The organism is Synechococcus sp. OH30 (assembly GCF_047462175.1).
Classification (GTDB): Bacteria; Cyanobacteriota; Cyanobacteriia; order Thermostichales; family Thermostichaceae; genus Thermostichus.
Map to the genome: position 1 here is coordinate 93,096 of NZ_JANSIP010000004.1, position 26,336 is coordinate 119,431.

Here is a 26,336-nt window from a genome sequence, read left to right on the forward strand (position 1 = left end):
AGACGGCTTCCCCGTCTTCCTCCTGTTGTCGGCCCTCACCCCCAACCTCTCTCTAGTGGGGAACTTTCTTTTGCCGCTAACCGTCTTCAAGCCCAGCTCCACTCCCTTAAATGATGACTCAGTTTGAGCTGCCTCCTTCCAAAGGGCCTGGCCAGCACAGCCTGACTTGGCTAGTGGCTGCGGCGGGGCTGACAGTTTTGCTCTGGCAGTTTCCCTGGGGCAATTATCTCCTCTATCCCTTTACCCTGTTGGCCACCTGGTTTCATGAGATGGGCCATGGCCTCATGGCAGTGCTGTTGGGGGGAGAGTTTCATCGTCTCGAGATCTATCCCGATGGCTCGGGGCTGGCTATTCACAGTGGCGAGCTGCTCTTGGGGCGGGTGGGGCGGGCCTTGGTGGCTGCTGCTGGGCCAATGGGGCCGCCCATAGCTGGGGCTATGTTCATCCTCACCTCCCGCCGTCCAAGCACAGCTCGGCTGGGGTTGTTGTTTTTGGGATCCCTGTTGCTGCTCTCGACGCTGCTTTGGGTGCGTTCTCCCTTTGGCTTCTTGTTTCTCCCAGCCATGGGCTTGGGGATCCTGGCAGTAGCTCGCTGGGCCTCCCCTGGGTTGCGGGGTTTTGCCCTGCAATTTTTGGGGGTACAAGCCTGTGTGAGTACCTATCGCCAGATTGACTACCTTTTTGTGGAGGCTACTGTCATTAACGGGCGGCTGATCCTCTCCGATTCCAGTCAGATAGCCCACAACTTATTTTTGCCCTACTGGTTCTGGGGAGGGGTGATGGCAGTGTTTTCTTTGGTTTTGCTGATGGGCAGCTTGCAACTGGTCTTCCGCGACTAGCCGAGGGGGTAAAGCCGCAATTTTGGAAGTGATTGCTGTCACCTAAAAATCCGTTGTCCATCACTGCCCAAGCGAAAAGACTGCCGCTACAGTAAGGGGCGTGAGGAGTGTGGGAGTGGACAATGTGGAAAGATGTGATTGGCCTGGCCCTAGCAGGCACGCTGCTGCTTATTAGCAAAACGGCGGCCGATACCCTCGGTCAGAGCCAAGATCCAACCCTAGGCCAGGTCAAGCCAGCTGGCCCTGCTGCCAGCCTTTCCCCCTAGGATGGGGTACCCAGGCCGTTGTAACGTTGCTATTTTGTGCAACACTCATCCTAAGAGCCAGTAGTGGGAGCAGTGGAGTGGGCCTGGGATCCCCAATGCGCATTGCCCTGTTTACGGAGACGTTTCTGCCGAAGGTGGATGGCATTGTGACGCGGCTTTGCCATACGGTGCGCCACCTGACGGCCCGTGGCAACTCGGTGCTCATTGTTGCCCCGCAGGGGGCGCCTAGGCGGTTTGCGCGGGCACGGGTTTACGGGATCCCAGGCCTGCCCTTGCCCTTGTACCCGGAGTTGAAGCTAGCTGCTCCCGGCCCGGCCATTGGCAGACTGCTTAGCCGTTTTCGACCGGATGTCATCCACGTGGTCAACCCAGCGGTTTTGGGGTTGGGAGGCCTCTACTACAGCCAGACCATGGGGATCCCACTGGTGGCGTCCTACCACACCCATTTGCCGAAGTACCTAAAGCACTACGGGCTGGGCTTCCTAGAGGGGGTTTTGTGGAACCTCCTCAAGCTAGGGCACAATTTGGCGCGGCTTAACCTCTGCACCTCGACTGCCATGATGCAGGAGCTGACTGCCCACGGCGTTGAGCGGGTTCACCTTTGGCAGCGAGGCGTGGATACGGAGCTATTCCATCCCCAAGCCGCCAGTTTAGAGATGCGGGCCCGTCTTACTGCAGGGCAGCCGGAGCGGCCACTGTTGCTGTACGTGGGTCGGCTCTCGGCAGAAAAAGAGGTGGGGCGGATCCGGGTGTTGCTGGAGCAGATCCCCCAGGCGCGGCTGGCCATTGTGGGCGACGGGCCAGAGCGGCGATCCCTGGAACAACACTTTGCCGGCTACGACGTAGTGTTTACCGGCTACTTGCAGGGGCAAGCGCTGGCAGCAGCTTTTGCTTCTGCGGATCTGTTTGTGTTCCCCTCCCGCACCGAGACGTTGGGATTGGTTTTGTTGGAGGCCATGGCTGCCGGCTGTCCGGTGATTGCCCCCCGCTGTGGCGGTATTACCGATGTGGTAGACAGCGGCCGCAACGGCTTTCTCTTCGATCCTGACTCCGACAGCGACTTTGTTCAAGCCACGCGGCAACTGCTGGAAAGGGCCGACCAGCGGCAACTTTTCCGGCAACAGGCTCGCCAGGAGGCAGAGCGCTGGAGTTGGTCGGCAGCCACACAACAGCTGGAGGAGTACTACCGCGCCGTCATTGCTGAGTCGGGATCCGGCAAGGGCGCAGGCAGCGCGTGAGAACTAATCTTCGGCTAAGGACAGTCGCAGCGGATCCCCGACCATAGCAGAGCCCTGCTGCGTTGTATCGGGGCAGCGAGATCTCTTGGCAAAAGGAGCTACAGGCGGCCTGTGGAGAGAATAAACTTCGGGTGGCCCACCCGCCCCCTATGGTCTGCATCCACTCCAGGGATCCTGCAAGGACATCAGCCAGATCAGCGGTGCAACTCCAGGTCGCGTCTGCGCCGTAGAGCTAGGCGGAGAGGGGGCGCTCCCCTTCAATGGCCCGTACCTGCTCGACAAAGAACTCTTCTAGCGACTGCCGTTGCCAATGCAAGTCGGTCACCACTGCCCCCGCCTGGCTTAAAAGAGTGAGCAGCTCCGGCAGGGATCCCTTCCATTCCCCCGACCAATGGGATCCCTGAATCGAGAAATGCTCGAAGCAGTCGCGGAACTGGTCAATAGCGCCACCTTGCCCTTGCACTCGGTAGCTTTTGCTCTGGCCCAGCAATTCGTCCAATGTTCCCTGCTGCACCAACTTGCCGCCGACAATAATGCCAATGCGGTTGCAGATTACCTCCACATCCCCCAGGATGTGGCTGTTGAAAAACACAGTCTTGCCCTGTTGCCGGAGAGACAAGAGGATCTCGCGCATCTGGTAGCGGCCTATGGGATCCAGCCCCGACATCGGCTCATCCAGAAACACCAGCTCTGGGTCGTTGATGAGGGCCTGGGCTAGGCCAGTGCGCTGCAGCATGCCCTTGGAGTAGGTGCGCATTGGCTTTTTGCGGGCCGTATCTAGGGAAAGCCCCACCAGCTCCAGCAGTTGCGGGATCCGCTCCTTGAGGAGGCTATCGGACAAGCGAAAGACCTTGCCCGCAAAATGGAGAAACTCCCAGGCAGTTAGGTAGTCGTAAAAGTAAGGGTTTTCCGGAAGATAGCCCACCTGCTGCTTGATGGAGCGATCCCCCAGGGGTTTGCCCAGGAGCATACCCCTGCCGCTGGTAGGCTCCACAATGCCCAGCAGACACTTGATCGTGGTGGTTTTGCCAGCTCCATTAGGCCCCAGTAGCCCAAAGGTTTCGCCACGGGCCACTGTTAGCGAAAAATCCTTGAGGGGGCTGACCACCTTGTTTAGCCAAAAGCCGGTGCGATAGGTTTTGCTCAGACCAGTGACGGCAATGGCCGGCTCAGGCTGCACGGCAGTCGCTTCTAGAGAGGGGGCCAACGTCTCACTCATAGGGGGAGGCTGGGGTTGAAAAAACCAAGGAGAACTAAGCAGGATGCTAGTCTGCTCTCCAGTTTACGCTCTCCCCCTTCTTTTGCCTCAGCCCCTGGTTGGCAGCCATCTAGAAAGGTATCTTGACCTTGGGCTGTTTAACCTTCAGCTCGCGGATCCGCTTCAGCATTCTCTGGAAATAGTCGGCCAGGTAGTCCTCAAGGGAGGTCAGGGAAGCCAACTCAATACCCAAGGCTTCGCACACAGGCCTCATGTCGGCGTGCATTGGCTCTTTGGCGGCAATTACCTCCACAAACGCCAGCCGGTCGGCAATGTTCCAGCTCCACTGAAAAAACTGGGCCACCCTGCGCGCTCCCCGCAAGACCCCCAGTGGTATGGTTCGAACCTTGGCCTTTTTGCCGGAAAGCTGCTCACAGAGAGCGATGACCTCTTGGGAAGTCCAGGCCTTGGGTCCCACCAAGGGAAAGACCTGCTGCTTGGCTGCTTCAACGCTGAGGGCTCGCACGGCAAATCGAGCTGCATCTAGGGTGTCGAGGTAGGCTATGGGGGTGCTTTCACTGGTTACCCAAACAATCTGTTCTTCCAGAATGGGGATGGCGTACTGGCCAATCAATCCCTGCATAAAGCCCGCCGCCCGGAAAATGGTGTAGGGCAGTGGGGATCCCATCAAATACTTCTCAATGTGGTGCTTAAAATTCATCAGGGGCACATTGGGGTATTCGTGCTGAGCACCCATGATAGAGAAAAAGATAAAGTGCCCCACCTGGGCGGCCCGAGCAGCGTTAATCAAGGCCACCTTGCCATCCCAATCCACCTGGCGGGTGCTGAGGGTGTCGGTTACTCGCACGGTGGCACAGTCAATCACCGCCTCAGCTCCTTCCATGGCCTCTCGGAGCGTGCTTGGCTGCAGCAGGTTCCCCACTTTGAGGTGGGCCCCCCATTCGCTTAGGAAAGCAGCCTTAGCCGGATTTCGCACTAGACAGCTAACCCGATGTCCCTCTTCGAGGGCCCGCCGCACCACCTGACGGCCCAGGGTTCCCGTTGCCCCCACAACCAGCACGTTCATAAAATTATCATTTCTTAACCTTAGGCTTAGTCTATCAGAGGGAGGCAGCTTCCAACACAACTCAGCCCACCTCTGCGCCAGGGACATCCCTAGCCCAGGCTGCTGCCGAGAAAGGGTTTAGCCGGCCAACTCGTTCATGCGTTGGGCCAGGGTAAAGTCCAGCTCCGTAATGCCCCCGGCATCGTGGGTTGTGAGATCCACCCGCACCCGGTTGTACACATTGCTCCATTCGGGATGGTGGCCCATGCTCTCAGCCACCAAGGCCACACTGCTCATCCAGCCAAAGGCTTCGACGAAAGAGCGGAACTGAAACTGGCGGTGCAGCTTTCCATCCCGCAAGGACCAGCCCGGTAGGTTTTCCAGCCTGGCCTGGATCTCGGCTTCACTAAGCTTGACAGGTCTGGACATAGGCGTATTCCCTCCATCCATTGCCACCGCTTTCATCAGAGTAACTGAGAGCGGAGCTTATTTACAAAACGTCATAACCCTCTGGCTTGGGGGCAGTGCCGAGCGGTTTGTACAGCCAGTAGCCTTGTACGGAGAAGTGAGTCCGTTTGTAGAAGTTGAGGGCGGCCTGGTTGTGGCGATAAACCTGTAGGGTGATAGCTGCCAACTGCTGCTGCGATCCCCACTGTTCCACTTGTTGCATCAAAGCTCTCCCCAGTCCGCGCCGGCGGTGAGTGGGGTCCACCCAGAGCAAAAAAACATAGGCCACCCGTTGATAGGTAGCTTGATCGGTGGAGATGCCAGCCCAAACCCCACCCACAGGTTCTCCTGTTTCTTCTTTCAAGATCCACCAGCAGGGGGTACGTGGGGGATCGAAGAAGCGGTCCAACGTCTCCTCAAGGTGATCCCAGTGCTTTTGCTCAGGGAAAGATTCCTGTAGGGTGGCCTGCAATCCCCGCCGCACCCAAGGCCGATCCCACACAGAGCCGATGCGCCAACGGTAGCCAGCAGGCAAAGGGATCTCAGCTTTCGACATAGCCAGGCATCCAGCAAGCAGAAAGAGCTATAGAAGTTGCTTCCTCCCTCGGTGCAGGCTGAGCCATATCTTGGGGGAGAAACGAGCGGATACTCACCACCACCAGAGTAAATAGAAACACCAGGAGAAGCAGAGCGGGAAAGACATACTGCTGCAAAAAGTTCATAGGCTCGCTGGGCCAGAAATAACCTCAAGACTATTTTGCAGCGCTTGCTCCACGGTTAGGGATCCCAGGGGACTTTCAGGTTCGGATCCCTCCGGGCTGGGTAGACGAGTCGGAAGTCCCAGGGATCTGGGTTCAGTTAGCCGTTTGAGGTCAGCCATCTGGAGGAAAAGACGGGGAAGAGAAGCTCCCGCCTTGGCTAGCTTGGCGCGGCTCCTCAAGGCCAGGGGGCTGCTGTAGGAGCTAATTTGGGGGCCCTATCACCTCCTTTCCCCCTCCTGGTACGCCTTGGAAAACCCCAGCAACCATCAGAAGGAGACTGGCGCGCCTCTCCTGGGATCCCTTACCCGCGCACCCGCAGCGCCTCGCGGCGATAGGCGGGCAGTTGCCAGCACATCTCCAGCCAGTTTTTCAGCTCCTCTGGCTGGCCCATCAAGCTCATTTCCACCAGCAAAATGGCAGCTCGATCGCTGGCTCCTTTAGAGCCCAGACGAATCAGGGCGGACAGACTGTCTTCCCGCCAGCAGACAGATACCCCCTGCCGGATCAAGGCCCGAGCGGCAACGGCAATGCAGGAGGGTGACACCTGGATATCTCGCCGCTCGTAGTCAATAGTAGGCATCATGAACGGCAACCCAAATCTTTATTATGTTTTAATCTTCTTCCCTTTTTTGCCGGCTTATCCTAGGTCTTTGCAGATTGTGAAGTAATCTTTTGTGAACTTGGGCAGGACTTGCCTCCAAAGACTATGCAAGCCAAAGCTGAGAAAGCTTAAGAGATAAAGAAAACCCTCCCTCCTCTTGGGAGAGAGCTGCAAAATGGCTGCAGAGCAGCAGAAGGAAAGATGCAAGCGGAAGGCTGGGAAAGGCAAGTCGGTCAGTGGTTGCCCAAGGCCATCCTGGGTGGAGCTGTGGTGGTCCTGCTGGCAGCAGGTAGGCCGCTGCGCTTGGTGGGCAACGGCGAGAACATGGTGCTATTTACCTGGGGGGGAGGGGTGAGCCCAACACCCCTGCAGCCAGGCCTCCACTGGGTACCGCCCTTTGTCTCGCGCACAGTGACCTTTGATGTGAAGGCCCAGGCCCTCACCTGGAAAGATGATGACCCCAGTGCCTATGCACCGCGGCTAGTAGCCCTCTCGCAGGATGGCCAGCAAATTCAAGTGGAGGCAACGCTCCAGTTTCGGATTGTCGACGCTCCCAAAGTCTACACCCAACTGGGGGAGAACTACTTGGATCGCGTTGCTCCTATTGTTCGGTCGGTAGTTTTGAACGAGACTAGCGGCTTTTCTGCCCAAGCCCTTTATTCTACCGAGCGCCCAGTGCTCCAGGGCCAAATTCGCGAACGGGTGGCTCTTTTGCTGAAGGGATACGGCATCGAGGTTTTGGACTTTCTGCTGCGGGATGTGGATTTTGATCCCGATTTTGTAGCTGCTATTGAAGCCAAGACCATCGCCGAAAACCAACTGGCGCAAAAGCAATTTGAGATCGAGCAGGCGCGCCAAGATGCCCGCAGCATCATTGCTCAAGCCGAGGCCGAAGCTGGCCAATTGCGAGCCAAGGCCCAGGCCCTCACCCAGAACCCCAAGTACCTAGAGGTAGTGAAAGCCTCCGTCTTGGGATCCCGGCTGGAAACGTTGATCACCAAGTAGAAAACCCACCAGAAAAAGGACAGTTTTTGGGCGTGGCTCCATCTGCCCCAGCTCTTTTCTCAAACCTCAAAACGGGATCAGCCACTATGTATTCAACAGGAGGAGCGCAGAGTCAGGTCCGCTGGCTAACTTTGGGCGGGATCACTCTCTTAGCAGCTTTGGGAATGCTCCGCGCCTGCCTGTATGTTACTTTGCCCGGCCATGCCACCATAGTGTTCAACACCTTTTCTGGGCTGCAAAAGGGGCGGGTAGAATTGCCGGGAGTGATGTTCCGGATCCCCGGGATCGAGACGCCAATCACCTACACCGTGCTCACCCGCGTTTGGGAGTTTACCAACGACCCCCACTCGGCCAATGCCATCAGCAATGCCATTGCAGTAAACACGGCGGACGGGCAGGCCTTTGCTGTTGATGTGGCCATTGCCCTCAAGCCCAACGTTGCTACCCTAGACGAGCTGCATGCCACCATCGGCGAGAAGTATCTTTCCACAGTGGTGGTGCCGGTGGTGCGCTCCAAAATCCGGGATGTTTCTGCCTCCTTCGATTCCGAAGATTTCTACCGCAAAAGCCAGCGGGCTGCTATCGAGCAGCAGGCCTTGGATTTGATCCGCCAAGAGATGCCCAGCGTTAACCGCAATGGGCAATCTTTGCCCCTGATAGAAGTAGAGGGCCTTTTCTTGGGCTATCCCGATTTTCCCCAAGCTCTGCGAGATTCCATTGAACGCAAACAAGTGGCCTCGATTACGGCGCAAACAGCAGCGGTGCGGGCGCAAATTCAACAAAAAGAAACTGAGCGGCTTTTGATCTTGGCAGCAGCCAACCAGCGGGCCATCGAGCTCAAAGGCCAAGCGGCAGCGGAAAACGCACAACTGGCGGATCTGCTGTTTTACGAAAAGCTGCAGGAGCGCATCCAAAACCCAACGGACGCGTTGCCACCTCTGCGTATTATTCGCGTCGAGGGGGAGGCCACGGTGTTCCTCAACGTGGATCCCCGGCAGGCAGCCGTGCACCAGGCCCAATAGTTAAACCTGGCCACGCCGTCGGAGCTCCCAGGGCGGAGTGGGGCGGTGGGCAGCCGGCTGCGCCTTGGCCACAACAATCACTCCGGCCACAGGGATCCCAGCAGCAACCAAGACCTGCTGCGCCGCTTGGACAGTAGAGCCAGTGGTGTAAATGTCATCCACCAACAGAACTGGGGTGGCGGGAGCGTGCTGGAGGGCAAAGGCGCCTGCCAAATTTTGCTGGCGTTGCAGCGGGTTGAGCTCATATTGGGCTGCCGTGGCCCGCACCCGCACCAGAGCTTCAGGTAAATGTCTTAGACCCGTCCGCTCACAAAAGGCTTGGCTAATCAGGGCCGCCTGATTGTAGCCCCGTTGCCGCAGGCGCTCCGCATGCAGCGGGATGGGGACTACCGTATAGTCCGAACCGTAGGCTTTACGAGAGCCTGAAGAGGGTTGCCGGCTTTCGAGCCAGCGGGATCCCAGCCATTCCCCCAAAACCGCCCCTATGCGCCGCTGTCCTTCATATTTCAGGCAATAGAGGGCCCTGCGCAGCGCTCCCCGGTGGATCCCCCAAGCATAAAGCGGCCAAGGCGAAGTGGTGACCGGCCAAGAGTCGAGCCGCTCCGCCTGCAGCCGCCTCTGGCAATCTCGACAAAACACAGCCCTAGCCGGGCGTTGGCAGAGCGGACAGGGAAGCGCAATCCACCAATCCAGCCACTCCATGGCCAGGTTCCACTGCTAGGCTCAGTCTAGCCGCAAGGGGAGGGCTAGACAGCTCACAAAGTTGACGGCGGGATCCCTGCTTGCTAGGATTAGGTACTGCCAAATCGTCAGAGCTAGCCTTCTTAGCCAACCCATGCCCACCATTCAGCAACTAATTCGCAAAGAGCGCGAAGTGGCCGCTCGCAAGAGCAAGTCGCCTGCTCTAAAAGGGTGTCCGCAGCGGCGGGGAGTTTGCACGCGAGTGTACACGACAACGCCCAAAAAGCCCAACTCCGCCCTGCGGAAGGTGGCACGGGTTCGCCTGACCTCTGGCTTTGAAGTCACAGCTTACATTCCAGGCATTGGCCATAATTTACAAGAGCACTCAGTAGTTTTGGTGCGCGGCGGACGGGTAAAAGACTTACCTGGCGTGCGCTACCACATCATCCGCGGTGCCCTGGATGCTGCAGGGGTCAAAGACCGCAAGCAAGGCCGCTCCAAATACGGAACAAAGCGACCCAAACCAGGCCAAGCTCCTGCTGCTGCAGGCAAGAAGAAATAGCTTTCCCTCAAGGTCAGTTTCCTACCCTGCACTTTCTTGGTCCTATGTCTCGCCGCAACCGTGCCCCTCGTCGTGAAGTGCCCCCTGATCCCAAATACAGGAGCCGTTTGGTTACCATGCTCATCCGCAAGTTGATGCTGAGGGGCAAGGCCTCCCTGGCCGCTAGAATCCTCTATGAGGCTTTGGAAATTGTGCAGGAGCGCACCGGTCAAGAGCCGCTGGCCGTCCTGGAAAATGCGGTGCGCAACGCTACCCCCCTAGTGGAGGTCAAAGCGCGGCGGGTGGGTGGGGCCACCTACCAAGTTCCAGTGGAAGTAAGGCCAGAGCGGGGTACCTCGCTAGCGCTGCGTTGGCTGGTTACCTTTGCCCGCGCTCGTTCCGGCCGTACGATGTCGGCTAAGCTGGCCAACGAGATTATCGATGCAGCCAACGAAACCGGTGGTGCCATCCGTCGGCGAGAAGAAGTCCATCGCATGGCTGAGGCTAACAAGGCGTTTGCTCACTACCGCTACTGAGCTCGTCTAGCCAGCGGGTATCCCTCTCTAGGGCCCAGGAGAGGGTCGGGATCTGGAGAAAACTTGGCGAAAGAGATTAGAATTGTAAAGGTTTTTCTGCCTAAGTCGCAGGGCGACGAGGAGTGGGAGGTTAACGTGGCACGCACAGTTCCCCTGGAACGAGTCCGCAACATCGGCATCGCAGCTCACATCGATGCCGGCAAGACGACGACGACGGAGCGGATTCTTTTTTATTCGGGCCTAGTGCATAAGATGGGGGAGGTTCACGAGGGAACCACGGTAACCGATTGGATGGAACAGGAGCGGGAACGGGGTATCACCATCACCGCTGCAGCCATCACTACCCGCTGGACCAAGCGGGATCCGGACAACCCCTCCCAGCCTCTCGCCGGTGCACCTGAGTACACCATCAACATCATCGATACACCTGGTCACGTGGACTTCACCATTGAGGTGGAGCGCTCCATGCGGGTGTTGGACGGCGTGATTGCGGTCTTTGACTCCGTAGCAGGCGTGCAGCCGCAGTCGGAGACAGTCTGGCGCCAGGCCAATCGCTACAATGTGCCCCGCATTGCCTTTGTCAACAAAATGGATCGCATGGGGGCCAATTTCCTCAGGGTTTGCAACCAGATCCGGGAGCGCCTTAAAGCCAATGCCATTCCCATTCAGCTGCCTATTGGAGCGGAGGAAGACTTTCGCGGCATCGTTGATCTGGTGCGCATGCGGGCCCGTATCTACATGGATGAGATTGGCAAGGACATTCGCTCCGAGCCGATCCCAGAAGAAATCAAGGATCTAGCCGCGGAGTACCGGGCCAAGCTGGTGGAGGCAGTGGCTGAAGTCGATGAAAGCCTAATGGAAAAGTATTTTGCTGAGGAGGATCTCAGCGAGGCAGACCTGATGCTGGGTCTGCGCAAGGGAACCATCAGCGGTCAAATTGTACCTGTCCTGTGTGGCTCTGCCTTCAAGAACAAAGGCATCCAGCTGCTCCTGGATGCGGTGGTGGACTACCTCCCCTCCCCTGTTGACATTCCGGCTATCAAAGGCATCCTCCCGGATGGCACGGAAGTGTCACGCAAGGCCAGCGACGAGGAGCCTTTCTCCGCCCTTGCTTTTAAGTTGATGAGCGACAAGTATGGGGATCTTACCTTTATCCGCGTCTACTCTGGGGTCCTGACCAAGGGCACTTATGTGCTTAACTCCACCAAAAACAAGAAGGAGCGCATCTCGCGACTGGTGGTGCTCAAGGCAGATGAGCGCCTAGATGTAGACGAGCTGCGGGCAGGGGATCTGGGAGCGGTGTTGGGGCTGAAAGATACCACCACCGGCGACACCCTCTGCGACGAAAATGCTCCGGTAATCCTAGAATCCCTCTACATCCCAGAGCCAGTGATCTCAGTGGCGATTGAGCCCAAAACCAAGGCAGATGTTGACAAGCTCTCGAGGGCGCTGCAGGCCTTGGCCAAGGAGGATCCCACCTTTCGCGTCTCCGTGGATCCAGAGACCAACCAAACTATCATCTCCGGCATGGGTGAGCTCCACCTGGAGATTTTGGTGGATCGGATGCTGCGGGAGTTCAACGTGGAGGCCAATGTTGGCAACCCGCAGGTGGCCTACCGCGAAACCATCCGCAAGGCAGTTAGCCGCGTGGAAGGGAAGTTTATCCGCCAAACCGGTGGCCGCGGTCAGTACGGGCACGTGGTCATTGACCTGGAGCCGGCAGAGCCAGGTACAGGCTTTGAGTTTGTCTCCAAAATTGTGGGTGGGGTCATTCCTAAAGAATACATTCCACCTGCAGAGCAAGGGATCCGCGAAGCCTGCGAGTCTGGAGTATTGGCTGGCTATCCGCTGATTGATATCCGGGTCACCCTGGTGGACGGCTCCTTCCATGAGGTGGACTCCAGCGAGATGGCCTTTAAGATTGCTGGCTCCCTGGCTCTCAAGGAAGCCGCTCGCAGGGCCAACCCCGTACTCTTAGAACCTGTGATGAAGGTGGAGGTGGAAGTGCCCGAAGCCTTTGTCGGGGATGTTATCGGGGATATCAACGCCCGCCGCGGTCAAATGGAGGGGATGACAACGGAGGGTGGCATTTCTAAGGTCACTGCCAAGGTTCCCTTGGCGGAGATGTTTGGGTATGCCACTGACATCCGCTCCAAGACGCAAGGGCGGGGCATCTTTACGATGGAGTTCAGCCACTACGAGGAGGTTCCTCGCAGTATCGCGGAAGCCATCATTGCCAAAAGCAAAGGAAACCTAGCTAGCTGAAACCAAAAGGAAGTGACGATACATGGCACGCCCTAAGTTCGAACGGACCAAACCCCACGTCAACGTTGGCACCATTGGCCACGTCGACCACGGTAAGACAACGTTGACCGCCGCCATTACCATGACCTTGGCTGCCCTTGGCCAAGCGACACCCAAGCGTTACGACGAGATCGACGCGGCGCCAGAGGAGAGAGCCCGTGGCATCACCATCAACACTGCCCACGTGGAGTACCAGACGGAGAAGCGTCACTACGCCCATGTGGACTGCCCTGGCCACGCCGACTACGTGAAAAACATGATCACGGGTGCGGCCCAGATGGACGGGGCCATCCTGGTGGTCTCGGCAGCCGACGGGCCGATGCCGCAGACGCGGGAGCACATCCTGCTGGCCCGCCAGGTAGGAGTGCCCAGCATCGTGGTCTTCCTCAACAAAGTGGACATGGTAGACGACGAGGAGCTGCTGGAGCTGGTGGAACTGGAGGTGCGGGAGCTCCTCTCCAAGTACGATTTCCCTGGCGACGAAATCCCAATTGTCAGGGGATCTGCTCTGAAGGCTCTGGAGAGGATGCAGGCCAACCCCAAAACCCAACGAGGGGAGGATCCCTGGGTGGACAAGATCTATGAGTTGATGGATGCGGTTGACTCTTACATTCCAACGCCGGTACGGGAGGTGGACAAGCCCTTCCTGATGGCGATAGAGGATGTCTTCTCGATTACAGGTCGCGGTACGGTGGTAACAGGCCGGATTGAGCGCGGCCGCATCAAGGTGGGGGATACGGTAGAGATAGTTGGATTGCGGGAGACCCGTTCCACCACCGTCACGGGTCTGGAGATGTTCCAGAAGACTCTAGACGAGGGGATTGCGGGCGACAACGTCGGCGTCCTTCTGCGGGGTATTCAGAAGAACGAGGTGGAGCGGGGCATGGTCCTGGCCCAGCCCAAAACCATCACCCCCCACACTCAATTCGAGTCGGAGGTCTATGTCCTCACCAAAGAAGAGGGAGGCCGCCACACACCTTTCTTTGCCGGCTATCGTCCCCAGTTCTACGTGCGTACCACCGACGTCACTGGCACCATTTCCTCCTTTACGGCTGACGATGGCTCGAAGCCGGAGATGGTGATGCCGGGTGACCGAGTGAGAATGACGGTGGAGCTAATCCGACCCATTGCCATTGAGCAAGGGATGCGCTTTGCCATCCGTGAGGGCGGTCGGACGGTTGGAGCTGGGGTGGTCTCCAAGATCCTGAAGTAAGCTACTGGCTCTTAGCAGGGATTGGGCACTGGTTGCTCCAGAAGGCTCAATCCCTATTGCTTTGGAGTACACTCTGCTTTCTCTGAGTATGGCTACCTTAACCCAACAGAAAATTCGCATCCGCCTACAGGCCTACGACCATCGGCTGCTGGATACTTCCTGCGACAAAATTGTGGAGACAGCGCGCCGGACAGAGGCAGTGCCAGTGGGCCCGATCCCTCTGCCAACGCGGCGCCGCCTCTACTGTGTGCTGCGTTCTCCCCACATCGACAAGAACTCGCGGGAACATTTTGAAATCCGCACCCACCGGCGCATTATCGATATCTATTCCCCCTCTTCCAAAACCATTGATGCTTTGATGAAGCTAGACCTGCCGGCAGGGGTGGACATTGAGGTGAAGTTGTGAGGGCCTGCTGGCGGATCTCTAGCTTTCTGGGGGACAGGCAGTGACAACAGGGGCTGTGCACAAGGAAACCGACCCTTGCCAGGAGGCAGCCACTTCTGAGCCCATCCCAGTTGTGGTAGTAGGAGCCCTGGGCAAAATGGGGCGGGAGGTGGTACGCGCGGTAGCTCAAACCCCCGACATGAGGTTGGTCGGGGCGGTGGCCCGCTCGCAACTGGGTGCAGATATTGGTGAGGTGCTGGGTCTGGGATCGTTGGGAGTGGCAATTAGTGACGACCTGGCAGGGCAGCTGCTGCGGCTGTCGCAGCAGAGCAGCCGGGGTGTGATGGTGGACTTTACTCATCCGCGCTCTGTGTATGAAAATGTCCGCTCGGCAATCGCTTTTGGGGTGCGGCCAGTGGTGGGGACGACAGGCCTGACGCCAGAGCAACTGGAGCGGTTGCGGGATCTGGCAGACAAGGCGGGGGTGGGCTGCCTGATTGCGCCCAACTTTGCTATCGGCATGATCCTGCTGCAGCAGATGGCCCTGCAGGCAGCCCACTATTTCGATCACGTGGAGATTGTCGAGCTACACCACAACCGCAAGGCTGATGCTCCCAGTGGCACAGCTCTGCAGACGGCCCAGCGCCTGGGGCAACTGGGCAAGGCGTTCAATCCCCCCGAGGTGGAAGAAAAAGAGCTGATTCCTGGCGCGCGGGGAGGGATCCCCGGCCCCAACATTCCCATCCACAGCGTTCGCCTGCCGGGACTAGTTGCCCACCAAGAGGTGATCTTCGGCGGCATGGGGCAGACGCTAACCTTGAGACACGACATCACCGACCGGGTGGCCTTCATGCCGGGGGTAATCCTAGGCATTCGCAAGGTGTTGCAGCTTAAGGGATTGGTCTATGGCTTGGAGCAGGTGCTGAGCTAGCTGCTCAGAGGCGGGATCCCCGCCTCGTCAAGAATGCGGGGGATGAGATGTTCGGCCTTGACGGCCATGAGGTGCACCCCGTGGCAGATTTGGCGGGCCTGGCGCACCTGTTCGGCAGCGATGCGGATCCCTTCTTCTAGGGGATGGGGAGCGTTGGCCAGCCGTTGGATGACCTCATCTGGGATGCGAACCCCTGGCAAGTTGCGGTTGATGAACAGGGCATTTTTGGCGGATTTGAGCAGGAAGATGCCGGCCAGGATAGGCTTGCCGGCGGGGCGGCCCAGCTTGTCCATGAAGCGCTCCAGTTGCTCGAAGTCAGTCACCATCTGGCTTTGGAAAAACTGGGCTCCGTTCTCCAGCTTGCGGTAGAAGCGCCGCTCCAGACCCGAAAAGCTGGGAGATTGCGGCTCTACTGCTGCTCCCGGAAACAGACAAGTGCCGCCGTCAGGAAGGGGCTTGCCGTTACAGTCAAGGCCGTTGTTAAGGCGCTGGATAAGCTGCAGCAGGCGCACCGACTCCAGGTCAAAGACGGCTCGAGCATCGGGGCAATCCCCAATGTGAATGGGATCCCCCGTTAGGGCTAGAACATTGCGCAGGCCAAGGGCTGAAGCTCCTAGCAAATCCCCCTGGAGAGCCAAGCGGTTGCGATCCCGGCAGGCCAGTTGCAGGATGGGCTCAATGCCCGCCTGGTGCAGCAGCAGCGAGGCGGCCAAGGGGCTCATGCGAGCAACAGCTCGGTTGGAGTCAGTAATGTTGATGGCGTGCACCCGCTGCTTGAGCTGCTGGGCCAAAGCCAGCATGGCAGTGGTGTCGGATCCCTTAGGGGGGGTAATCTCAGCGGTGAGCAGAAACTCTCCCCGCTGAATGGCTTGAGCAAAGCGTGAGGGCGGTGAGCAAGTCAAGGCCACAGTCTTGAGAAGATTGAAAAGTAGCACGTTGGCCTATTATCGACCGTTTGGGAGGGTTTTTCCAACCAAGGCAGTGCTTCCCTTTGCTCAGGGACCTTGGGATCCCCCTTCAACTGCAGATAGGCTTGCTCCGCAGCAAGCTTTGGCACCACCTACCCCTGGGGTGGCGTCACCGACTCCGGGTAGATGACCAACATCCCCTCGTAAAGGATTTGGCCAGACTGCAGCTCCAAGCGATCAATGCGCACCGCCGGATCCAACTGGATGGGAAAATCTGCCAGGCCAGGGATAGGGATCTCCTGGCCTTCACTTACCCAGACAGGGTTAACCAGTCGCAACTGGTTAGGGCCCTGGGCTTGCAGCCCAGTTAGCACTGTAACTGGCACCGCTGCCCCCTCAGGAGTAATTAGTTGGGCTTGGATGCGCAGCCGCCCTGGCTCTAGGGCAACCTGGGGTTGGCGGATGAAAAAGGGAACCGTTTGCTTTCCAAAGGGCAGTTGCACCTGGGCTTGGGCCAGTTGCGACTGGATGAGGGGAGCCTGAAGGGTGCGATTCAAGTCTGCCTCCGTGAGGCGCAGGCTTACCTGCACGGGCACAGGGGCCAACAGCCGCAGGGGGCTACGCCCCTGGATGGCTTCTCCCACATTGAGGCGAATGTCCTGGCCCCGCAGCCGCAGATGGCTGATCTGGAAGCCTTGGTAGATGAGGTTGTCTCCTGAGACCTGGGCCTGAGGGATCTGGCCGTTAAGAATCTGGGCGTCAGAACCCGCAATCTGCACCTGCAAGTTTTCCACCTGCTGCACCTCGGAGCGAATCCAGGCGGCCACCAGAGGGTTGAGCAGGGATCCGGCAATTTGGGCAAAGGCAGGCCAGGGCAAAACCATAGCGGGCAGGCCAAGCAGCAGAGCAAGCCCCAGCCTCCCTAGGAAGAGGCGGCGGGGGCGGGAAACCAAAGGAGCGGTTGGCTCCAGGGGGAGGGAGCTAGATGGGGACAGCACGAGGCACCTCAGAGGAAAAACTGGTAAAGAGAGCTAGGCGGCTTTCTCCGGCCAAACTAGGACTAGGTTACGACAGGGCTGCGGCAGTGCCCAAGGACTTCTCCCGCACAGTTGGTTGAGGAGCTAGCCGTCTATCAACTGCCACCAAAGATAGACCAACCGTAGGTAGTGAAGCCGCAACCAAGGGAAAGGAAAAACACGCGGCGGCTGACGAAAAAGGGCGCTGATCTGGGGTCGATGACCGGCAATATCCTGAGCCAAAATTTTGCCTGCCCACACCCCTGTGGCCACGCCGCTGCCGTGGTAGGCCAGGCCGTACCAGAGGCTAGGGTCTGTCGGCGAAGGGCCAATGTGGGGATGCAGCTCGCGGGAAAGGCAAACCAAACCATTCCAGGCGTACTCAATCTCCACCCCCTCCCAGGCGGGAAAGAGGCGGTAGAGCTGCCGCGCCATCCAAGCCCGCAGACCCTGGCGTTTCGCTGGGCTATCGCAGGTGGCATCCCGTCCCCCAAACAGCAGCCGCCCATCGGGCAAGAGGCGGTAGTAAAACAGAAGCCGCCGTGTGTCGTAGATAGGGGTCGGATCCCACCAACCCTGGGCTTTTTGCTCCTCCGCTGTCAGGGGGCGGGTCACCAGAATATTGGAAAGTACCGGCAGGAGGGATCCCGCCAGCTGGGGATAGAGTTGGGCTGGGGTGTAGCCGTTGGTCGCAATTACCAGATGGCGCGCCCGCACTGTCCCCCCTGGCGTATGGCAAAGGTGGCGGGATCCTACTTTTTCCCAGGCAATAACCGGGCTAGCGCTGTATAGCTGGGCTCCCCACCTGCGGGCAGCCTGGGCCAGCCCCTGGGTAAGCTTGAGGGGGTTGAGGCCAAACCCAATGCCGATGTGGAGAGCGCCGTAATTCTCCCGGCTATCGAAGCCCCGCTCCCGCAGCTCTTTGGGGCTAAGGAGCTGAACGGGGTAGCCGGCCACCTGAGTGTAGATCTCGTATTCCGTCTCCAACTCCCGCCAGGCGCTGGGGCGATGGGCCACCGCGTACCAACCCTGGCCTTGGGCATCCAGGGAAAAGCCCTCGGTAGCAGCCAGCTCTTGAACGGTTTCCACCGCTTGCCACTGATCCCGGTAGTAGCGCTCTGTCTCGGCTAGCCCTACCCGCCGTACCATCTGGGCATGGGTAAGGCAGCTCGCCCCTACGCCGCAGAAACCGCCGTTGCGTCCCGAGGCCCCCCAGCCCAGGGATCCTGCCTCCAGCAGGCAGGCGGAAATACCGTAGTCGCGAACTAGGTGCAGCGCTGTCGAAAGTCCTGTGAATCCGCCCCCGATGATGGCTACCTCGACCTCCACCTGCCCTTGCAGGGGGGCGGGGTGTCGCCAACTGGAATCTGCTATCGTGCTGTCCCAGTAGCTACCGACTGGATAGGAAGGATCGTAAGTTCTAGCGGGATAGGGGTTTGTTTTGGGGCAAAAAGTCCAAGAAAGCATAGAAGCAGTGATGTTAAGAACTCGTTGCGCAAAAGCAAGAAAATCCACTTTTGCAGCAGCAGCCTCTTTGCCAGCCAGCAGGAGGAGGAGCAGGGAGCGCTGCCTCCTGCCCGTACTGGCCAGGACCCTGCCGCAGGTACTGGCGATGAAAAACAGCAAGCCACTCCTAGCCTGCACCCCTTTAACAGGGGCGCATAGCTAGCCCTCCCCCTCGCCTGAGGTAGGGTAGGGGCAGGGGTGATCCCCCGCCAGCACAGACAGATTGGACAAGCCCTCTTTGCACCCCCCTGGGACTCTCTGCTGCTAGAGGGGTGCGGTTTTCGCCTAAGGCTGGCAGCCCAGCCCTAACCAGGGCTGCAGTCGCGACTGTTACCGCTAAGTATCTTGGTGAGTAGGTAGAGCTTGTCCATCCTTCTTCCCAGAGTCAAACTGCTTTCCCCCAACGGGAAGCCAGGCTGCCCAAGCCAGCGCCCCTAGCTGTGGTCACTGACCCAGTAGCTTTACCAGCAAGACGCCCAACAAGTACAGGAAAGTGATTGCGCCGGCTAGAAGGCTCTGGGTAAGGGGATCGGTGGAGGGGGTAAGAATGGCTCCTGCCACCACTGCAGCCACGACGACGTAGCGCCAGCCCTTGAGCATTTGCTCGGCAGTTACCAGCCCCAAAGCCCCCAGCAGTCCCTGCAGAATCGGTACCTGAAAGGCCAAGCCAGTGCTGAACAAGAGCAGCAGCACAAACTCAAAGTAGCGCTCGATGGACCAGGCTTGCTCCACCACCCCCTCCCCATAGCGAATAAAGAAGCTAAGCGCTGCCGGAAGAAGAAGGTAGTAGGCAAAAGCCAGGCCCGCCACAAACAAGAGGCTAGATCCTAGCACCACCGGCCCCAGCAGCTTGATCTCTTTGACGCTTAGCCCTGGCAACACAAAGCGGACAATTTGGTAGAGCAAAAAGGGCGTGGCCAAGAGCAAACCGGCATAGGCCGCTACCTTGAGGGAGACGAAGAAGTACTCGCCTGGCGCCAGCTGCAAAAAGGTTACTCCCTGGGCAGGCACCTCCAGGAAGGTGATAAGGCGGTTCACCCCCAGAAAACAGGCAACGATGCACAGGGCCACGGCAATGAGACTGGCCAAGAGGCGGCGGCGCAGCTCCTCCAGGTGCTCCATCAAGGTCATCTCGACCTCGTAGGGAAACTCTGGATCGGGCACCCGTGTAGGCGCCTGCGTTGCCGCAGCTTGCTGCGAGGATTCAGTCTCAGAGGCAAGGGGCATCGGCCGGCTGGTAACACAACCTTTTCCGCTATCTTAGCCTTGCCCCAGCCTCCAGGGAAAGCGCCCACTCAGCAAGGTTCGGCGCACCGCTGCCCCAAGAAACCCTTGTTTCAACGGCAAGCAAGGGGAGCTAACTTCCCCTCCCAGGTAAGATGATTACGCAGTGCTGACTACCGGCTTCACGGCAAGACGGCATCTATTCCAAAGTGGGAACAGAGGTATGGGACAACGGCAACGCTGGCGCGGCATTCTAATTGGGCTGGGCCTGCTGGCAGCCATGACGGTGGGGGTGATCGCCTGGCTGCTTACCCAAAGTCCGCTAGCCCTGTTGCTGCTTCGCCAGGAGCTGCCGCCAATTGTGGGCCTGGCCCCCCGCTCTACCCAGGCGCTCCTGCTGCTGGCTGTTCCCCTGGAGGAGCTGCAGACCTTTTGGCAAGCAGCAACTCCCGCCCCCCAACGACGCGCTACCCGCCAGCAGTGGCGCAAGTTTTTCTCCAGCGAGGGTCCAGGATGGCTGGGATCCCTCTTGGCGGGAGGATCGCTGGATTTTGAGCGCGAGGTGCAACCCTGGCTGGGAAAGAGTACACTCTTGGCCAGTTTGACGGAGGGGGGCACCTTGGTTGCCCTGGAAATCCGCAACCCGGCGCTGGCGCAATTTGAGCTCAACCTGTTGTGGGAGCGGCAGAGTTTGGCTGGGCTGCCGGTCCAGGTGGACACCTACAAGGGCATCCAGGTGGTCTCTAGTCCGCTGCCAGGGTTGCCGGGGTTTGCAGCAGCCCTCTTCGGGGAGCGCTATGTGCTGCTGGCGGAACAGGCTGCTGCCATTCGCACCGCCATCGATGCCTGGCAGGTGCCGCAGTTGTCGCTGCTAGCAGAGCCGCGGTTTCGGCAGGTCATTCAGCTGCTGCAGCCAGCGCCGGTGGGTTGGGCCTTCTGGCAAAATCCGCAACCGGCCTCCGCCGAAGGTTTGACCTTGCAGGCGGTGGGGCTGGGGCTAGGAGTGAGCTTTCAGGGCTTGCTGGCGGAAACGGCTGCCCTTTGGCATACGCCTGCCGACTTTGCCCTGCCCAGGGAGGAAGCTTTTCGTCCCCAGGTTATTGGCCACCTGCCCGACGAGACGCTAGCGCTGGTGTCCGGCGGGAACTGGGGCACCTTATGGCAGAGTTTGGGGCAGATGCAACCCTTGAGCCTCCTGGGGCTGCAGCTGGATCCCGGCCAATGGCTGCAGCGGTTGCCGTTGCCGGTGGAGCTGGCCTGGCAGCACTTGCTGCCGGAAAGGGGAGAGTTCGCTTTTGCCTTTCTGCCCACCGATGAGGGGCCGGCTTGGCTGTGGGTTGGCGAGATGCCGGATGCGCCAACCCTAGATCAGCGGGCCATCGCCCAAGGCTGGCAGGTGGTTTCTCTTTCAACAAAACACGGTCCTGTTACTGCCTGGAGCAAGCCGGCAGCCGAGGCTGTTCCCCAAGCCCTGCTCGCGTCCCTCTCGGCCCAGGTGTATCACGCCGACCGGGCAGGCTATTCTTATCTGGCTTCGTCGCTGGCGGCCTTGGAAGCGGCCCTGGCGGATCCCCCCTTGAGTGCTGCTCGCACCTGGCGCCGCCTGGTGGCTCCCCTCCCTCACCGCAACCTGGGCTATGGGTATGGGTCCCTGGACTTACTGGAAACTTGGCTGCCACAGCTGTCGGGATCCCGCTGGTCATCCACCCGCCTTGCCTTTGCCACCACGGCGCTGAGGCTGTCTGAGGCTCCCTACCCGGATCGGGGACGCTGGCTTCTCCAAAGGGGCAAGCTGTTTTGGCAGTGGTACTAGACGATCCAGGGATCCCGGCAGCCGGGGTAAATGTACTTGGCCAAATAGACTTGGTTGCCCGTCTCGTTCCATTCCACAAGATCAAAAATCTGGGTAAGCAGGAGCATCCCCCGCCCCGATTCCTCTGTTTCCAAAAGGCCGCAGCGGCAGCGCTGCAACTCCTGCTGGGGACGGAAGCCGGATCCCTGATCCCGCACTAGCCACTGGTACAAGCACTCAGAGCTGGCGTACTCGACAATCACCCTCTTATTGGGATCTAGGCGATTGCCATGGCGAACAGCGTTGATGATTGCCTCTTGCAAGCCCAGACGCACCTCTGCTCTCCAGGGGGCGGGAACTTTTGCAGTTAACACCTCCAGAACTGGCTGAGTATAGAGGGTGGAGGGAAAGCTGAGGACGCTCCAGGAGCAGTTGGCGGGCTTGAGAGAGAGGGCAATCACAGGGGCAGGTGGGGGCACAACGCTCTTTTTCCATTCTAGCCAATCCCCCTTGGCCTCCGCCCGGTCGGGCCAGATCCCGGCAGGGAGCCTTTTTGGCGTACCATCTTGAGTGGTGAAGCTCTTCGCGGTTACCCTGATTGGCTATGGTGATCAAAGTTGGGACGAAGGTTAGGGTGCGCTCTATCCAGGATCGCGGACAAGAAGAGGTGAGCGCGCTGGTGGGCAAGGAGGCCGTGGTCCTGGCACGGCGGGTAGTTGATGGCAGCGGCATCGGCTATATTCTGGAGTTTCCCGATCGCTCGCGGCACTGGTTTTTCGAGAGCGAGCTGGAAGCGGTCGATTCCGACCACGCTAACGAGGAGCCGAGGTGAGCAGTCTGGATAGAAACAGGGGCAGTTGCAGTCTTGGATCCCTTCTGCATCTGGGGCTATTTCCGCTTCAGGGAGCTGGCTCCTACCTACTTAAGGCCGCTGTTGTCCCGTTGCCGTTGTCTGGAGAGGTGGTCGTGGCTTCTCCTCCCCATTTGAATCGTCGTTTGCTGGCTCGCCAGATGGCCGCCCAGGTGGATGGCCTGACAGTCAAAATGGCTGCCGCTGCCCTGGAGGCGATGCTAGACAGCATTAGCCAGTGTCTAGCGGAAGGAGGATCTGTGCGGCTAGCGCGCTTTGGCACCTTCTTGCTGCGGCACCGTCCGGCCCGGCGAACCTATCACCCCCGCACCAAAGCTCCCATCCACATCCCGGCTGCCCAAGTGCCCCACTTTGTCCCCAGCCCAGAGCTGGGACGACCCAGGAGGGAACGCCAAGGAGACCCAGAAGCGCCGGCATCTGTCTAAAATGACCGTTTTGCTCTGGTTTCGCACCGATTTGCGCCTGCTGGATCACCAGCCGCTCACACGGGCATGCCAACAGGGCTCCTTCCTCATTCCCCTCTACTGCCTGGATCCCCGCCACTTTGGCCGGACGGCCTTTGGCTTTCCTAAGACCGGTCCTTTCCGCGCCCAGTTCCTGCTGGAAAGCCTGGCGGATCTGCGGCAGCAGCTCCGAGCCCGCGGCTCCGACCTCGTCATCCGCCAGGGCCAGCCGGAGCAGGTGATCCCAGCCCTGGTGCGGGAGTGGGGGGTGAAGGCCGTCTATGCCCATGCAGAAGTGGGCACGGAGGAGGAGGCGGTAGCCACTGCCCTCCAGGAAGCGCTTCAGAACTTGGGGATCCCGCTGCAGCTGGACTGGGGCCACACCCTCTACCACCCCGAAGATCTCCCCTTTGCTCTGGCAGAGCTGCCGGAGGTGTTCACCCGCTTCCGCCAGCAGGTGGAAGCCAAGGCCACCGTCCGCGATCCCTTGCCCATTCCTTCTCTCCCGCCGTTGCCACCGGGGCTGGATCCCGGCCCTCTGCCCACCTTGGCCGAGCTGGGGCTGAGCCTGCCTCCGCCGGATCCCCGCGCCCGCTTTGTCTATACCGGCGGCAGCACCGCCGCCCAGGCGCGTTTGCAGACCTATATCTGGGAGCTGGACCGGTTGCGCGTATACAAAGAAACCCGCAACGGCATGCTGGATCCCAACGACAGCTCGCGCCTTTCTGCCTGGTTGGCGCTAGGCTGCCTCTCCCCCCGCACCGTGTATGCCGAAGTCAAGCGCTACGAGCAGGAGCGGGTGCGCAACGAATCCACCTACTGGTTGGTGTTCGAGCTGCTGTGGCGGGATTACTTTCGCTTCATCTTGGCCAAGCACGGGGCCAAGCTGTTTCGCCCCTCGGGGATCCAGGGGATACCCATCCCCTGGCAGCAGGACTGGGACCGCTTTCAGGCCTGGTGTCGCGGTGAGACCGGCTACCCCCTGGTGGATGCCAACATGCGGGAGTTGGCGGCCACGGGGTTTATGTCCAACCGCGGGCGGCAGAATGTGGCCAGCTTTCTAACCAAAAACCTGGGGATTGACTGGCGCCTGGGGGCGGAATGGTTTGAGTCGCTGCTCATCGACTATGACGTGGCCAGCAACTATGGCAACTGGAACTACACCGCCGGTGTGGGCAACGACGCCCGCGGCTTCCGCTACTTCCACATTCCCAAGCAGTCCCGCGACTACGATCCCCAGGGCCACTACTTACGCCACTGGCTGCCGGAACTGGCCGGGATCCCGGGGGAGAAGATCCACGAGCCCTATCGCCTCAGCGCCGCTGAGCAAAAGCAGTTTGGCGTGCGGCTAGGGGTAGACTATCCCCGCCCTCTGGTGGATCTGGAAAAGTCCCTGCAGGCCAATCGGCGGGCTTACGAAGCGGCCTTGGCCCGCCACCGGCGCCGCTAGGGGGATCCCCTGGAAACGGGAGTAGCGGGCGGGGGGAGGAGGCGGCTAAGACGGCGCAAGCCGGGTAAACCGCTATCTGCCACTACCACGCTGCCATCCGGCAAAATGAGCAGATGGCCGGGCTGCTGGAAGCGGGCCGAGGAGGCGGGGCCATCCTGCCAGCCTGGCTCCTCCCCTCCGGCCAAGGTGGAGACTTGTCCATTGGGCTGCAGCCGCCGAATGCGCTGGTTATCTCGGTCGGCCAGCCAGAGGCTCCCCGACCCATCGAAGGCCAGCCCTGCAAGGGTTTGAAAACGGGCTTCCGCCAAGGAACCATCGCGGTAGCCCGCTTCTGGGCTGGAGAGGGTGGTCAGTTCTCCGTCGGCAGAGAGCCGGCGCAGGCGATGCCGGTCAGCGATCCAGAGATTCCCTTCCCTGTCCACCGCCAGGGCCGTGGGCTGCAGGAACTGGGCCTGTTCTGCCGGGCCATCGGCAGATCCCGGCTGCCCGGTGCCAGCCACTGTGGTCACCTCGCCGGCAGGGGTGATGCGGCGGATGCGGCGGTCGGCACGGTCGGCCACATAAAGGCTGCCATCTAGACCCAAGGCCAGGCCAAAGGGCTCGCGAAACTGGGCCTGGTCGCGCTTCCCATCGCGGTAGCCGGCTACACAAGTGCCAGCAAAGGTGGTTACCTGCCGCTGAGGGCTGATGTGGCGTAGGCAGTGGTTGCCGCTGTCGGCCACCCACAATCCCCCTTTGGGATCCCAGAGCAGCCCCTGGGGAGAATCGAACTGGGCCCGATCGGCTGCTCCATCCCGATAGCCGGCCTTGCCACTGCCGGCCCAAACCTCCAGTTCCCCTTCGGGAGAAAGGCGAAAAATCCGGTGCTGGGCCGGGTCAGCCAAGTAAAAGAACCCTTCCGGATCAACGGCAATGCCGCCAACCTGTTTGAGAGGGATCTCGGACTCGCCGCCGCCATCAGAGACGCTGTTCCTAGGAAGGACTGCCGAGGCGGTGCGGCCATTCAGCAAGGTCTCCACCCGCCAGGCTGAGGCTGCCGCCGCCGTAGGGGTGGGTGAGGGGGTAGGGGTCGGCCACTCGTAAACCAAGGTTCCCAACCCTTGCCCCGCCGCATCGGCAACGGCCACCCAAACGGTTCCGGAAAGGGAGGCCGGCGGCATCACCGTCAGGCGGTCGCTGCTGCGGGAGTGGATCTCCCCTTTCAAGCTGCGCTCGGGATTGGCGGCTGAAGCAAACAAAACCGTTTCCACCCGCTCCAGGTTTTCTCCTAACAGCAGCAGGGGCTGGCCGGGCGCCGGCACCCCCGACCCCGTATGCAGCAGCGGCACCTCTACCTCGGCGAGGACCAGCATGGCCAGGCGGCGATTGGTCCCGCCAGAAGCTCCAGAGCGGTCAGAAAGGGTCAGGGATCCCTTCCCTTGGGCCAAGGTGGTGGATCCCCGGTAGGCGACGGCACTGAGCTCCGCTTCGCCGGCGGGCGGGTTGGTAAAGGTGAAGGTGGCCGGCTGCCCTGGGCGCAGGGGCGCGGTGGCGGTTTGGCGATAGCTGCCCAGGGTAATGCTGAGGTCGATCCCTTCCACCCCCGGCCAGCTGGCGGTGCGGGCCAGCCAGCGCTCCACCTCGGAGACCGGCAGCTGGGCCACCAGATCGGATCCCTGTTCCTGGAGCAGCAAAACGATGCGGTTGCTGGGCACCGCCAAACCCGCTTGGCGGGCCTGTTCGAGTGTGAGGGCAAAGGCGGAGGGGGCGAGGGGAGTTGGAGTGGAAAGCGGCTGCAGGGCAGAAGGGGGAACGGCGCTGGGAGACAAATTAGAGGAAACAAGCTTGCCGCAGGCCGAGAGGGCCAGCACCAAGACACTGAGCGCTGGCAAGGATACTGGTGGAGGGGAAACCCGTCGTGGCATGATGCAGCTCACCCTCTCCCCCAGGCGGGGAAACGGCAGGAACCCAAACCCTCACGTTTCCTGCAGCCAGCCGGGCCCCAGCGGTTGGTCGACAAAGGGAAGTCCCTTGGCCACCCTCTCCGGCCTTGAAGCCTAACCCTCTTCATCTCCAACCGGACTCACCTATGGGTGAGTCCCCCTCCTCACTC

27 protein-coding genes are annotated in these 26,336 nt (G+C 60.0%); 15 read left to right on the forward strand and 12 right to left on the reverse strand.

The features are described from left to right. The first annotated feature begins 110 nt into the window (after window positions 1–110). The 3 genes from NW830_RS06140 (at window position 111) to NW830_RS06150 (ending at window position 2,343) form a co-directional block, all read left to right on the forward strand. A complete protein-coding gene (locus NW830_RS06140) occupies window positions 111–839 on the forward strand; it encodes a M50 family metallopeptidase (protein WP_414362399.1) in 729 nt (242 codons plus the stop codon). A 122-nt stretch (window positions 840–961) separates the two neighbouring features. Then, a complete protein-coding gene (locus tag NW830_RS06145; protein ID WP_414362400.1) occupies window positions 962–1,105 on the forward strand; it encodes a hypothetical protein in 144 nt (47 codons plus the stop codon). 95 nt (window positions 1,106–1,200) lie between these two features. Further along, a complete protein-coding gene (locus tag NW830_RS06150; protein ID WP_414362401.1) occupies window positions 1,201–2,343 on the forward strand; it encodes a glycosyltransferase family 4 protein in 1,143 nt (380 codons plus the stop codon). Window positions 2,344–2,575: 232 nt separating this feature from the next. Here the strand turns inward: NW830_RS06150 and NW830_RS06155 are convergent, their stop codons facing one another. The 5 genes from NW830_RS06155 to NW830_RS06175 all read right to left on the reverse strand — a co-directional run bounded on the left by NW830_RS06155 (window position 2,576) and on the right by NW830_RS06175 (window position 6,398). Next, a complete protein-coding gene (locus tag NW830_RS06155; RefSeq protein WP_414362402.1) occupies window positions 2,576–3,562 on the reverse strand; it encodes an ABC transporter ATP-binding protein in 987 nt (328 codons plus the stop codon). A gap of 109 nt (window positions 3,563–3,671) precedes the next feature. Then, entirely contained in the window at window positions 3,672–4,628 is a 957-nt protein-coding gene (locus tag NW830_RS06160) for an NmrA family NAD(P)-binding protein (RefSeq protein ID WP_414362403.1), read from the reverse strand. A gap of 117 nt (window positions 4,629–4,745) precedes the next feature. Continuing rightward, complete coding sequence (locus tag NW830_RS06165; protein ID WP_414362404.1) at window positions 4,746–5,036, reverse strand: 4a-hydroxytetrahydrobiopterin dehydratase; 291 nt, start codon at window positions 5,034–5,036, stop codon at window positions 4,746–4,748. Between the two features lie 61 nt (window positions 5,037–5,097). After that, entirely contained in the window at window positions 5,098–5,610 is a 513-nt protein-coding gene (locus NW830_RS06170; protein WP_414362405.1) for a GNAT family N-acetyltransferase, read from the reverse strand. A gap of 506 nt (window positions 5,611–6,116) precedes the next feature. Further along, window positions 6,117–6,398 carry a hypothetical protein gene (locus NW830_RS06175; RefSeq protein WP_414362406.1) on the reverse strand — a complete coding sequence of 94 codons (282 nt, stop codon included), beginning with the start codon at window positions 6,396–6,398 and terminating at the stop codon, window positions 6,117–6,119. Window positions 6,399–6,617: 219 nt separating this feature from the next. On the opposite strand from NW830_RS06175, the gene NW830_RS06180 reads away from it, so the two are divergent. Both NW830_RS06180 and NW830_RS06185 read left to right on the forward strand, forming a co-directional pair. Beyond that, on the forward strand, window positions 6,618–7,421 hold the full coding sequence (locus NW830_RS06180) for a prohibitin family protein (protein WP_414362407.1): 804 nt from the start codon (window positions 6,618–6,620) through the stop codon (window positions 7,419–7,421). An 86-nt stretch (window positions 7,422–7,507) separates the two neighbouring features. After that, complete coding sequence (locus tag NW830_RS06185) at window positions 7,508–8,443, forward strand: prohibitin family protein (protein ID WP_414362408.1); 936 nt, start codon at window positions 7,508–7,510, stop codon at window positions 8,441–8,443. Here NW830_RS06185 and NW830_RS06190 read toward each other — a convergent pair whose 3' ends face one another. Beyond that, a complete protein-coding gene (locus NW830_RS06190; protein ID WP_414362409.1) occupies window positions 8,444–9,145 on the reverse strand; it encodes a ComF family protein in 702 nt (233 codons plus the stop codon). A gap of 133 nt (window positions 9,146–9,278) precedes the next feature. On the opposite strand from NW830_RS06190, the gene rpsL reads away from it, so the two are divergent. The 6 genes from rpsL (at window position 9,279) to dapB (ending at window position 15,034) form a co-directional block, all read left to right on the forward strand. Then, the gene (rpsL, locus tag NW830_RS06195; protein WP_414362410.1) at window positions 9,279–9,686 is read left to right on the forward strand and encodes a 30S ribosomal protein S12; all 408 of its coding nucleotides are present in this window, start codon (window positions 9,279–9,281) and stop codon (window positions 9,684–9,686) included. 44 nt (window positions 9,687–9,730) lie between these two features. Next, on the forward strand, window positions 9,731–10,201 hold the full coding sequence (gene rpsG / locus NW830_RS06200; protein ID WP_414362411.1) for a 30S ribosomal protein S7: 471 nt from the start codon (window positions 9,731–9,733) through the stop codon (window positions 10,199–10,201). A 135-nt stretch (window positions 10,202–10,336) separates the two neighbouring features. Then, the gene (fusA, locus tag NW830_RS06205; protein WP_414362412.1) at window positions 10,337–12,466 is read left to right on the forward strand and encodes an elongation factor G; all 2,130 of its coding nucleotides are present in this window, start codon (window positions 10,337–10,339) and stop codon (window positions 12,464–12,466) included. A gap of 22 nt (window positions 12,467–12,488) precedes the next feature. Continuing rightward, window positions 12,489–13,718 carry an elongation factor Tu gene (gene tuf, locus NW830_RS06210; protein ID WP_414362413.1) on the forward strand — a complete coding sequence of 410 codons (1,230 nt, stop codon included), beginning with the start codon at window positions 12,489–12,491 and terminating at the stop codon, window positions 13,716–13,718. 88 nt (window positions 13,719–13,806) lie between these two features. Beyond that, a complete protein-coding gene (gene rpsJ / locus NW830_RS06215) occupies window positions 13,807–14,124 on the forward strand; it encodes a 30S ribosomal protein S10 (protein WP_414362414.1) in 318 nt (105 codons plus the stop codon). Window positions 14,125–14,260: 136 nt separating this feature from the next. Continuing rightward, complete coding sequence (dapB, locus tag NW830_RS06220; protein ID WP_414362447.1) at window positions 14,261–15,034, forward strand: 4-hydroxy-tetrahydrodipicolinate reductase; 774 nt, start codon at window positions 14,261–14,263, stop codon at window positions 15,032–15,034. On the opposite strand, the gene NW830_RS06225 is transcribed toward dapB, so the two are convergent. The 4 genes from NW830_RS06225 to tatC all read right to left on the reverse strand — a co-directional run bounded on the left by NW830_RS06225 (window position 15,031) and on the right by tatC (window position 19,691). Next, window positions 15,031–15,942, reverse strand: coding sequence for a methylenetetrahydrofolate reductase (locus tag NW830_RS06225; protein ID WP_414362448.1), 912 nt, complete (start codon window positions 15,940–15,942; stop codon window positions 15,031–15,033). The two genes, dapB and NW830_RS06225, sit on opposite strands and share 4 nt — an antisense overlap. 152 nt (window positions 15,943–16,094) lie before the next feature. After that, window positions 16,095–16,826: a DUF2993 domain-containing protein gene (locus NW830_RS06230; RefSeq protein WP_414404611.1), complete on the reverse strand. Its 732-nt coding sequence runs from the start codon at window positions 16,824–16,826 to the stop codon at window positions 16,095–16,097. A gap of 237 nt (window positions 16,827–17,063) precedes the next feature. Beyond that, entirely contained in the window at window positions 17,064–18,287 is a 1,224-nt protein-coding gene (locus NW830_RS06235; RefSeq protein ID WP_414404612.1) for an NAD(P)/FAD-dependent oxidoreductase, read from the reverse strand. 621 nt (window positions 18,288–18,908) lie between these two features. Further along, window positions 18,909–19,691 (reverse strand): twin-arginine translocase subunit TatC, encoded by a 783-nt coding sequence (gene tatC, locus NW830_RS06240; RefSeq protein ID WP_414404613.1) that lies wholly within the window; start codon window positions 19,689–19,691, stop codon window positions 18,909–18,911. Between the two features lie 220 nt (window positions 19,692–19,911). Between tatC and NW830_RS06245 the strand changes: the two genes are divergently transcribed. Then, window positions 19,912–21,501: a DUF3352 domain-containing protein gene (locus tag NW830_RS06245; protein ID WP_414362418.1), complete on the forward strand. Its 1,590-nt coding sequence runs from the start codon at window positions 19,912–19,914 to the stop codon at window positions 21,499–21,501. Here NW830_RS06245 and NW830_RS06250 read toward each other — a convergent pair. Further along, window positions 21,498–21,959 carry an ATP-binding protein gene (locus NW830_RS06250; RefSeq protein ID WP_414362419.1) on the reverse strand — a complete coding sequence of 154 codons (462 nt, stop codon included), beginning with the start codon at window positions 21,957–21,959 and terminating at the stop codon, window positions 21,498–21,500. The genes NW830_RS06245 and NW830_RS06250 overlap by 4 nt on opposite strands. 155 nt (window positions 21,960–22,114) lie before the next feature. Between NW830_RS06250 and NW830_RS06255 the strand changes: the two genes are divergently transcribed. The 3 genes from NW830_RS06255 to NW830_RS06265 all read left to right on the forward strand — a co-directional run bounded on the left by NW830_RS06255 (window position 22,115) and on the right by NW830_RS06265 (window position 24,244). Then, window positions 22,115–22,312, forward strand: a complete 198-nt coding sequence (locus tag NW830_RS06255) for a cytochrome b6f subunit family protein (RefSeq protein ID WP_414362420.1) — start codon at window positions 22,115–22,117, stop codon at window positions 22,310–22,312. Window positions 22,313–22,446: 134 nt separating this feature from the next. Beyond that, window positions 22,447–22,776, forward strand: a complete 330-nt coding sequence (locus NW830_RS06260) for an HU family DNA-binding protein (RefSeq protein ID WP_414362421.1) — start codon at window positions 22,447–22,449, stop codon at window positions 22,774–22,776. Window position 22,777: 1 nt separating this feature from the next. After that, window positions 22,778–24,244 (forward strand): DASH family cryptochrome, encoded by a 1,467-nt coding sequence (locus tag NW830_RS06265; protein WP_414362422.1) that lies wholly within the window; start codon window positions 22,778–22,780, stop codon window positions 24,242–24,244. Here the strand turns inward: NW830_RS06265 and NW830_RS06270 are convergent. Continuing rightward, window positions 24,241–26,148 (reverse strand): hypothetical protein, encoded by a 1,908-nt coding sequence (locus NW830_RS06270; protein WP_414362423.1) that lies wholly within the window; start codon window positions 26,146–26,148, stop codon window positions 24,241–24,243. The two genes, NW830_RS06265 and NW830_RS06270, sit on opposite strands and share 4 nt — an antisense overlap. Between the last annotated feature and the right edge of the window lie 188 nt (window positions 26,149–26,336).

What these genes read in the sequence shown, in the direction of transcription:
- NW830_RS06140 (WP_414362399.1), top strand. Translation starts at nt 111, where the DNA reads ATGATGACTCAGTTTGAGCTGCCTCCTTCCAAAGGGCCTGGCCAGCAC.
- NW830_RS06145 (WP_414362400.1), top strand. Translation starts at nt 962, where the DNA reads ATGTGGAAAGATGTGATTGGCCTGGCCCTAGCAGGCACGCTGCTGCTT.
- NW830_RS06150 (WP_414362401.1), top strand. Translation starts at nt 1,201, where the DNA reads ATGCGCATTGCCCTGTTTACGGAGACGTTTCTGCCGAAGGTGGATGGC.
- NW830_RS06155 (WP_414362402.1), bottom strand. Translation starts at nt 3,562, where the DNA reads ATGAGTGAGACGTTGGCCCCCTCTCTAGAAGCGACTGCCGTGCAGCCT.
- NW830_RS06160 (WP_414362403.1), bottom strand. Translation starts at nt 4,628, where the DNA reads ATGAACGTGCTGGTTGTGGGGGCAACGGGAACCCTGGGCCGTCAGGTG.
- NW830_RS06165 (WP_414362404.1), bottom strand. Translation starts at nt 5,036, where the DNA reads ATGTCCAGACCTGTCAAGCTTAGTGAAGCCGAGATCCAGGCCAGGCTG.
- NW830_RS06170 (WP_414362405.1), bottom strand. Translation starts at nt 5,610, where the DNA reads ATGTCGAAAGCTGAGATCCCTTTGCCTGCTGGCTACCGTTGGCGCATC.
- NW830_RS06175 (WP_414362406.1), bottom strand. Translation starts at nt 6,398, where the DNA reads ATGATGCCTACTATTGACTACGAGCGGCGAGATATCCAGGTGTCACCC.
- NW830_RS06180 (WP_414362407.1), top strand. Translation starts at nt 6,618, where the DNA reads ATGCAAGCGGAAGGCTGGGAAAGGCAAGTCGGTCAGTGGTTGCCCAAG.
- NW830_RS06185 (WP_414362408.1), top strand. Translation starts at nt 7,508, where the DNA reads ATGTATTCAACAGGAGGAGCGCAGAGTCAGGTCCGCTGGCTAACTTTG.
- NW830_RS06190 (WP_414362409.1), bottom strand. Translation starts at nt 9,145, where the DNA reads ATGGAGTGGCTGGATTGGTGGATTGCGCTTCCCTGTCCGCTCTGCCAA.
- rpsL (WP_414362410.1), top strand. Translation starts at nt 9,279, where the DNA reads ATGCCCACCATTCAGCAACTAATTCGCAAAGAGCGCGAAGTGGCCGCT.
- rpsG (WP_414362411.1), top strand. Translation starts at nt 9,731, where the DNA reads ATGTCTCGCCGCAACCGTGCCCCTCGTCGTGAAGTGCCCCCTGATCCC.
- tuf (WP_414362413.1), top strand. Translation starts at nt 12,489, where the DNA reads ATGGCACGCCCTAAGTTCGAACGGACCAAACCCCACGTCAACGTTGGC.
- rpsJ (WP_414362414.1), top strand. Translation starts at nt 13,807, where the DNA reads ATGGCTACCTTAACCCAACAGAAAATTCGCATCCGCCTACAGGCCTAC.
- dapB (WP_414362447.1), top strand. Translation starts at nt 14,261, where the DNA reads ATGGGGCGGGAGGTGGTACGCGCGGTAGCTCAAACCCCCGACATGAGG.
- NW830_RS06230 (WP_414404611.1), bottom strand. Translation starts at nt 16,826, where the DNA reads ATGGTTTTGCCCTGGCCTGCCTTTGCCCAAATTGCCGGATCCCTGCTC.
- tatC (WP_414404613.1), bottom strand. Translation starts at nt 19,691, where the DNA reads ATGCCCCTTGCCTCTGAGACTGAATCCTCGCAGCAAGCTGCGGCAACG.
- NW830_RS06245 (WP_414362418.1), top strand. Translation starts at nt 19,912, where the DNA reads ATGGGACAACGGCAACGCTGGCGCGGCATTCTAATTGGGCTGGGCCTG.
- NW830_RS06265 (WP_414362422.1), top strand. Translation starts at nt 22,778, where the DNA reads ATGACCGTTTTGCTCTGGTTTCGCACCGATTTGCGCCTGCTGGATCAC.
- NW830_RS06270 (WP_414362423.1), bottom strand. Translation starts at nt 26,148, where the DNA reads ATGCCACGACGGGTTTCCCCTCCACCAGTATCCTTGCCAGCGCTCAGT.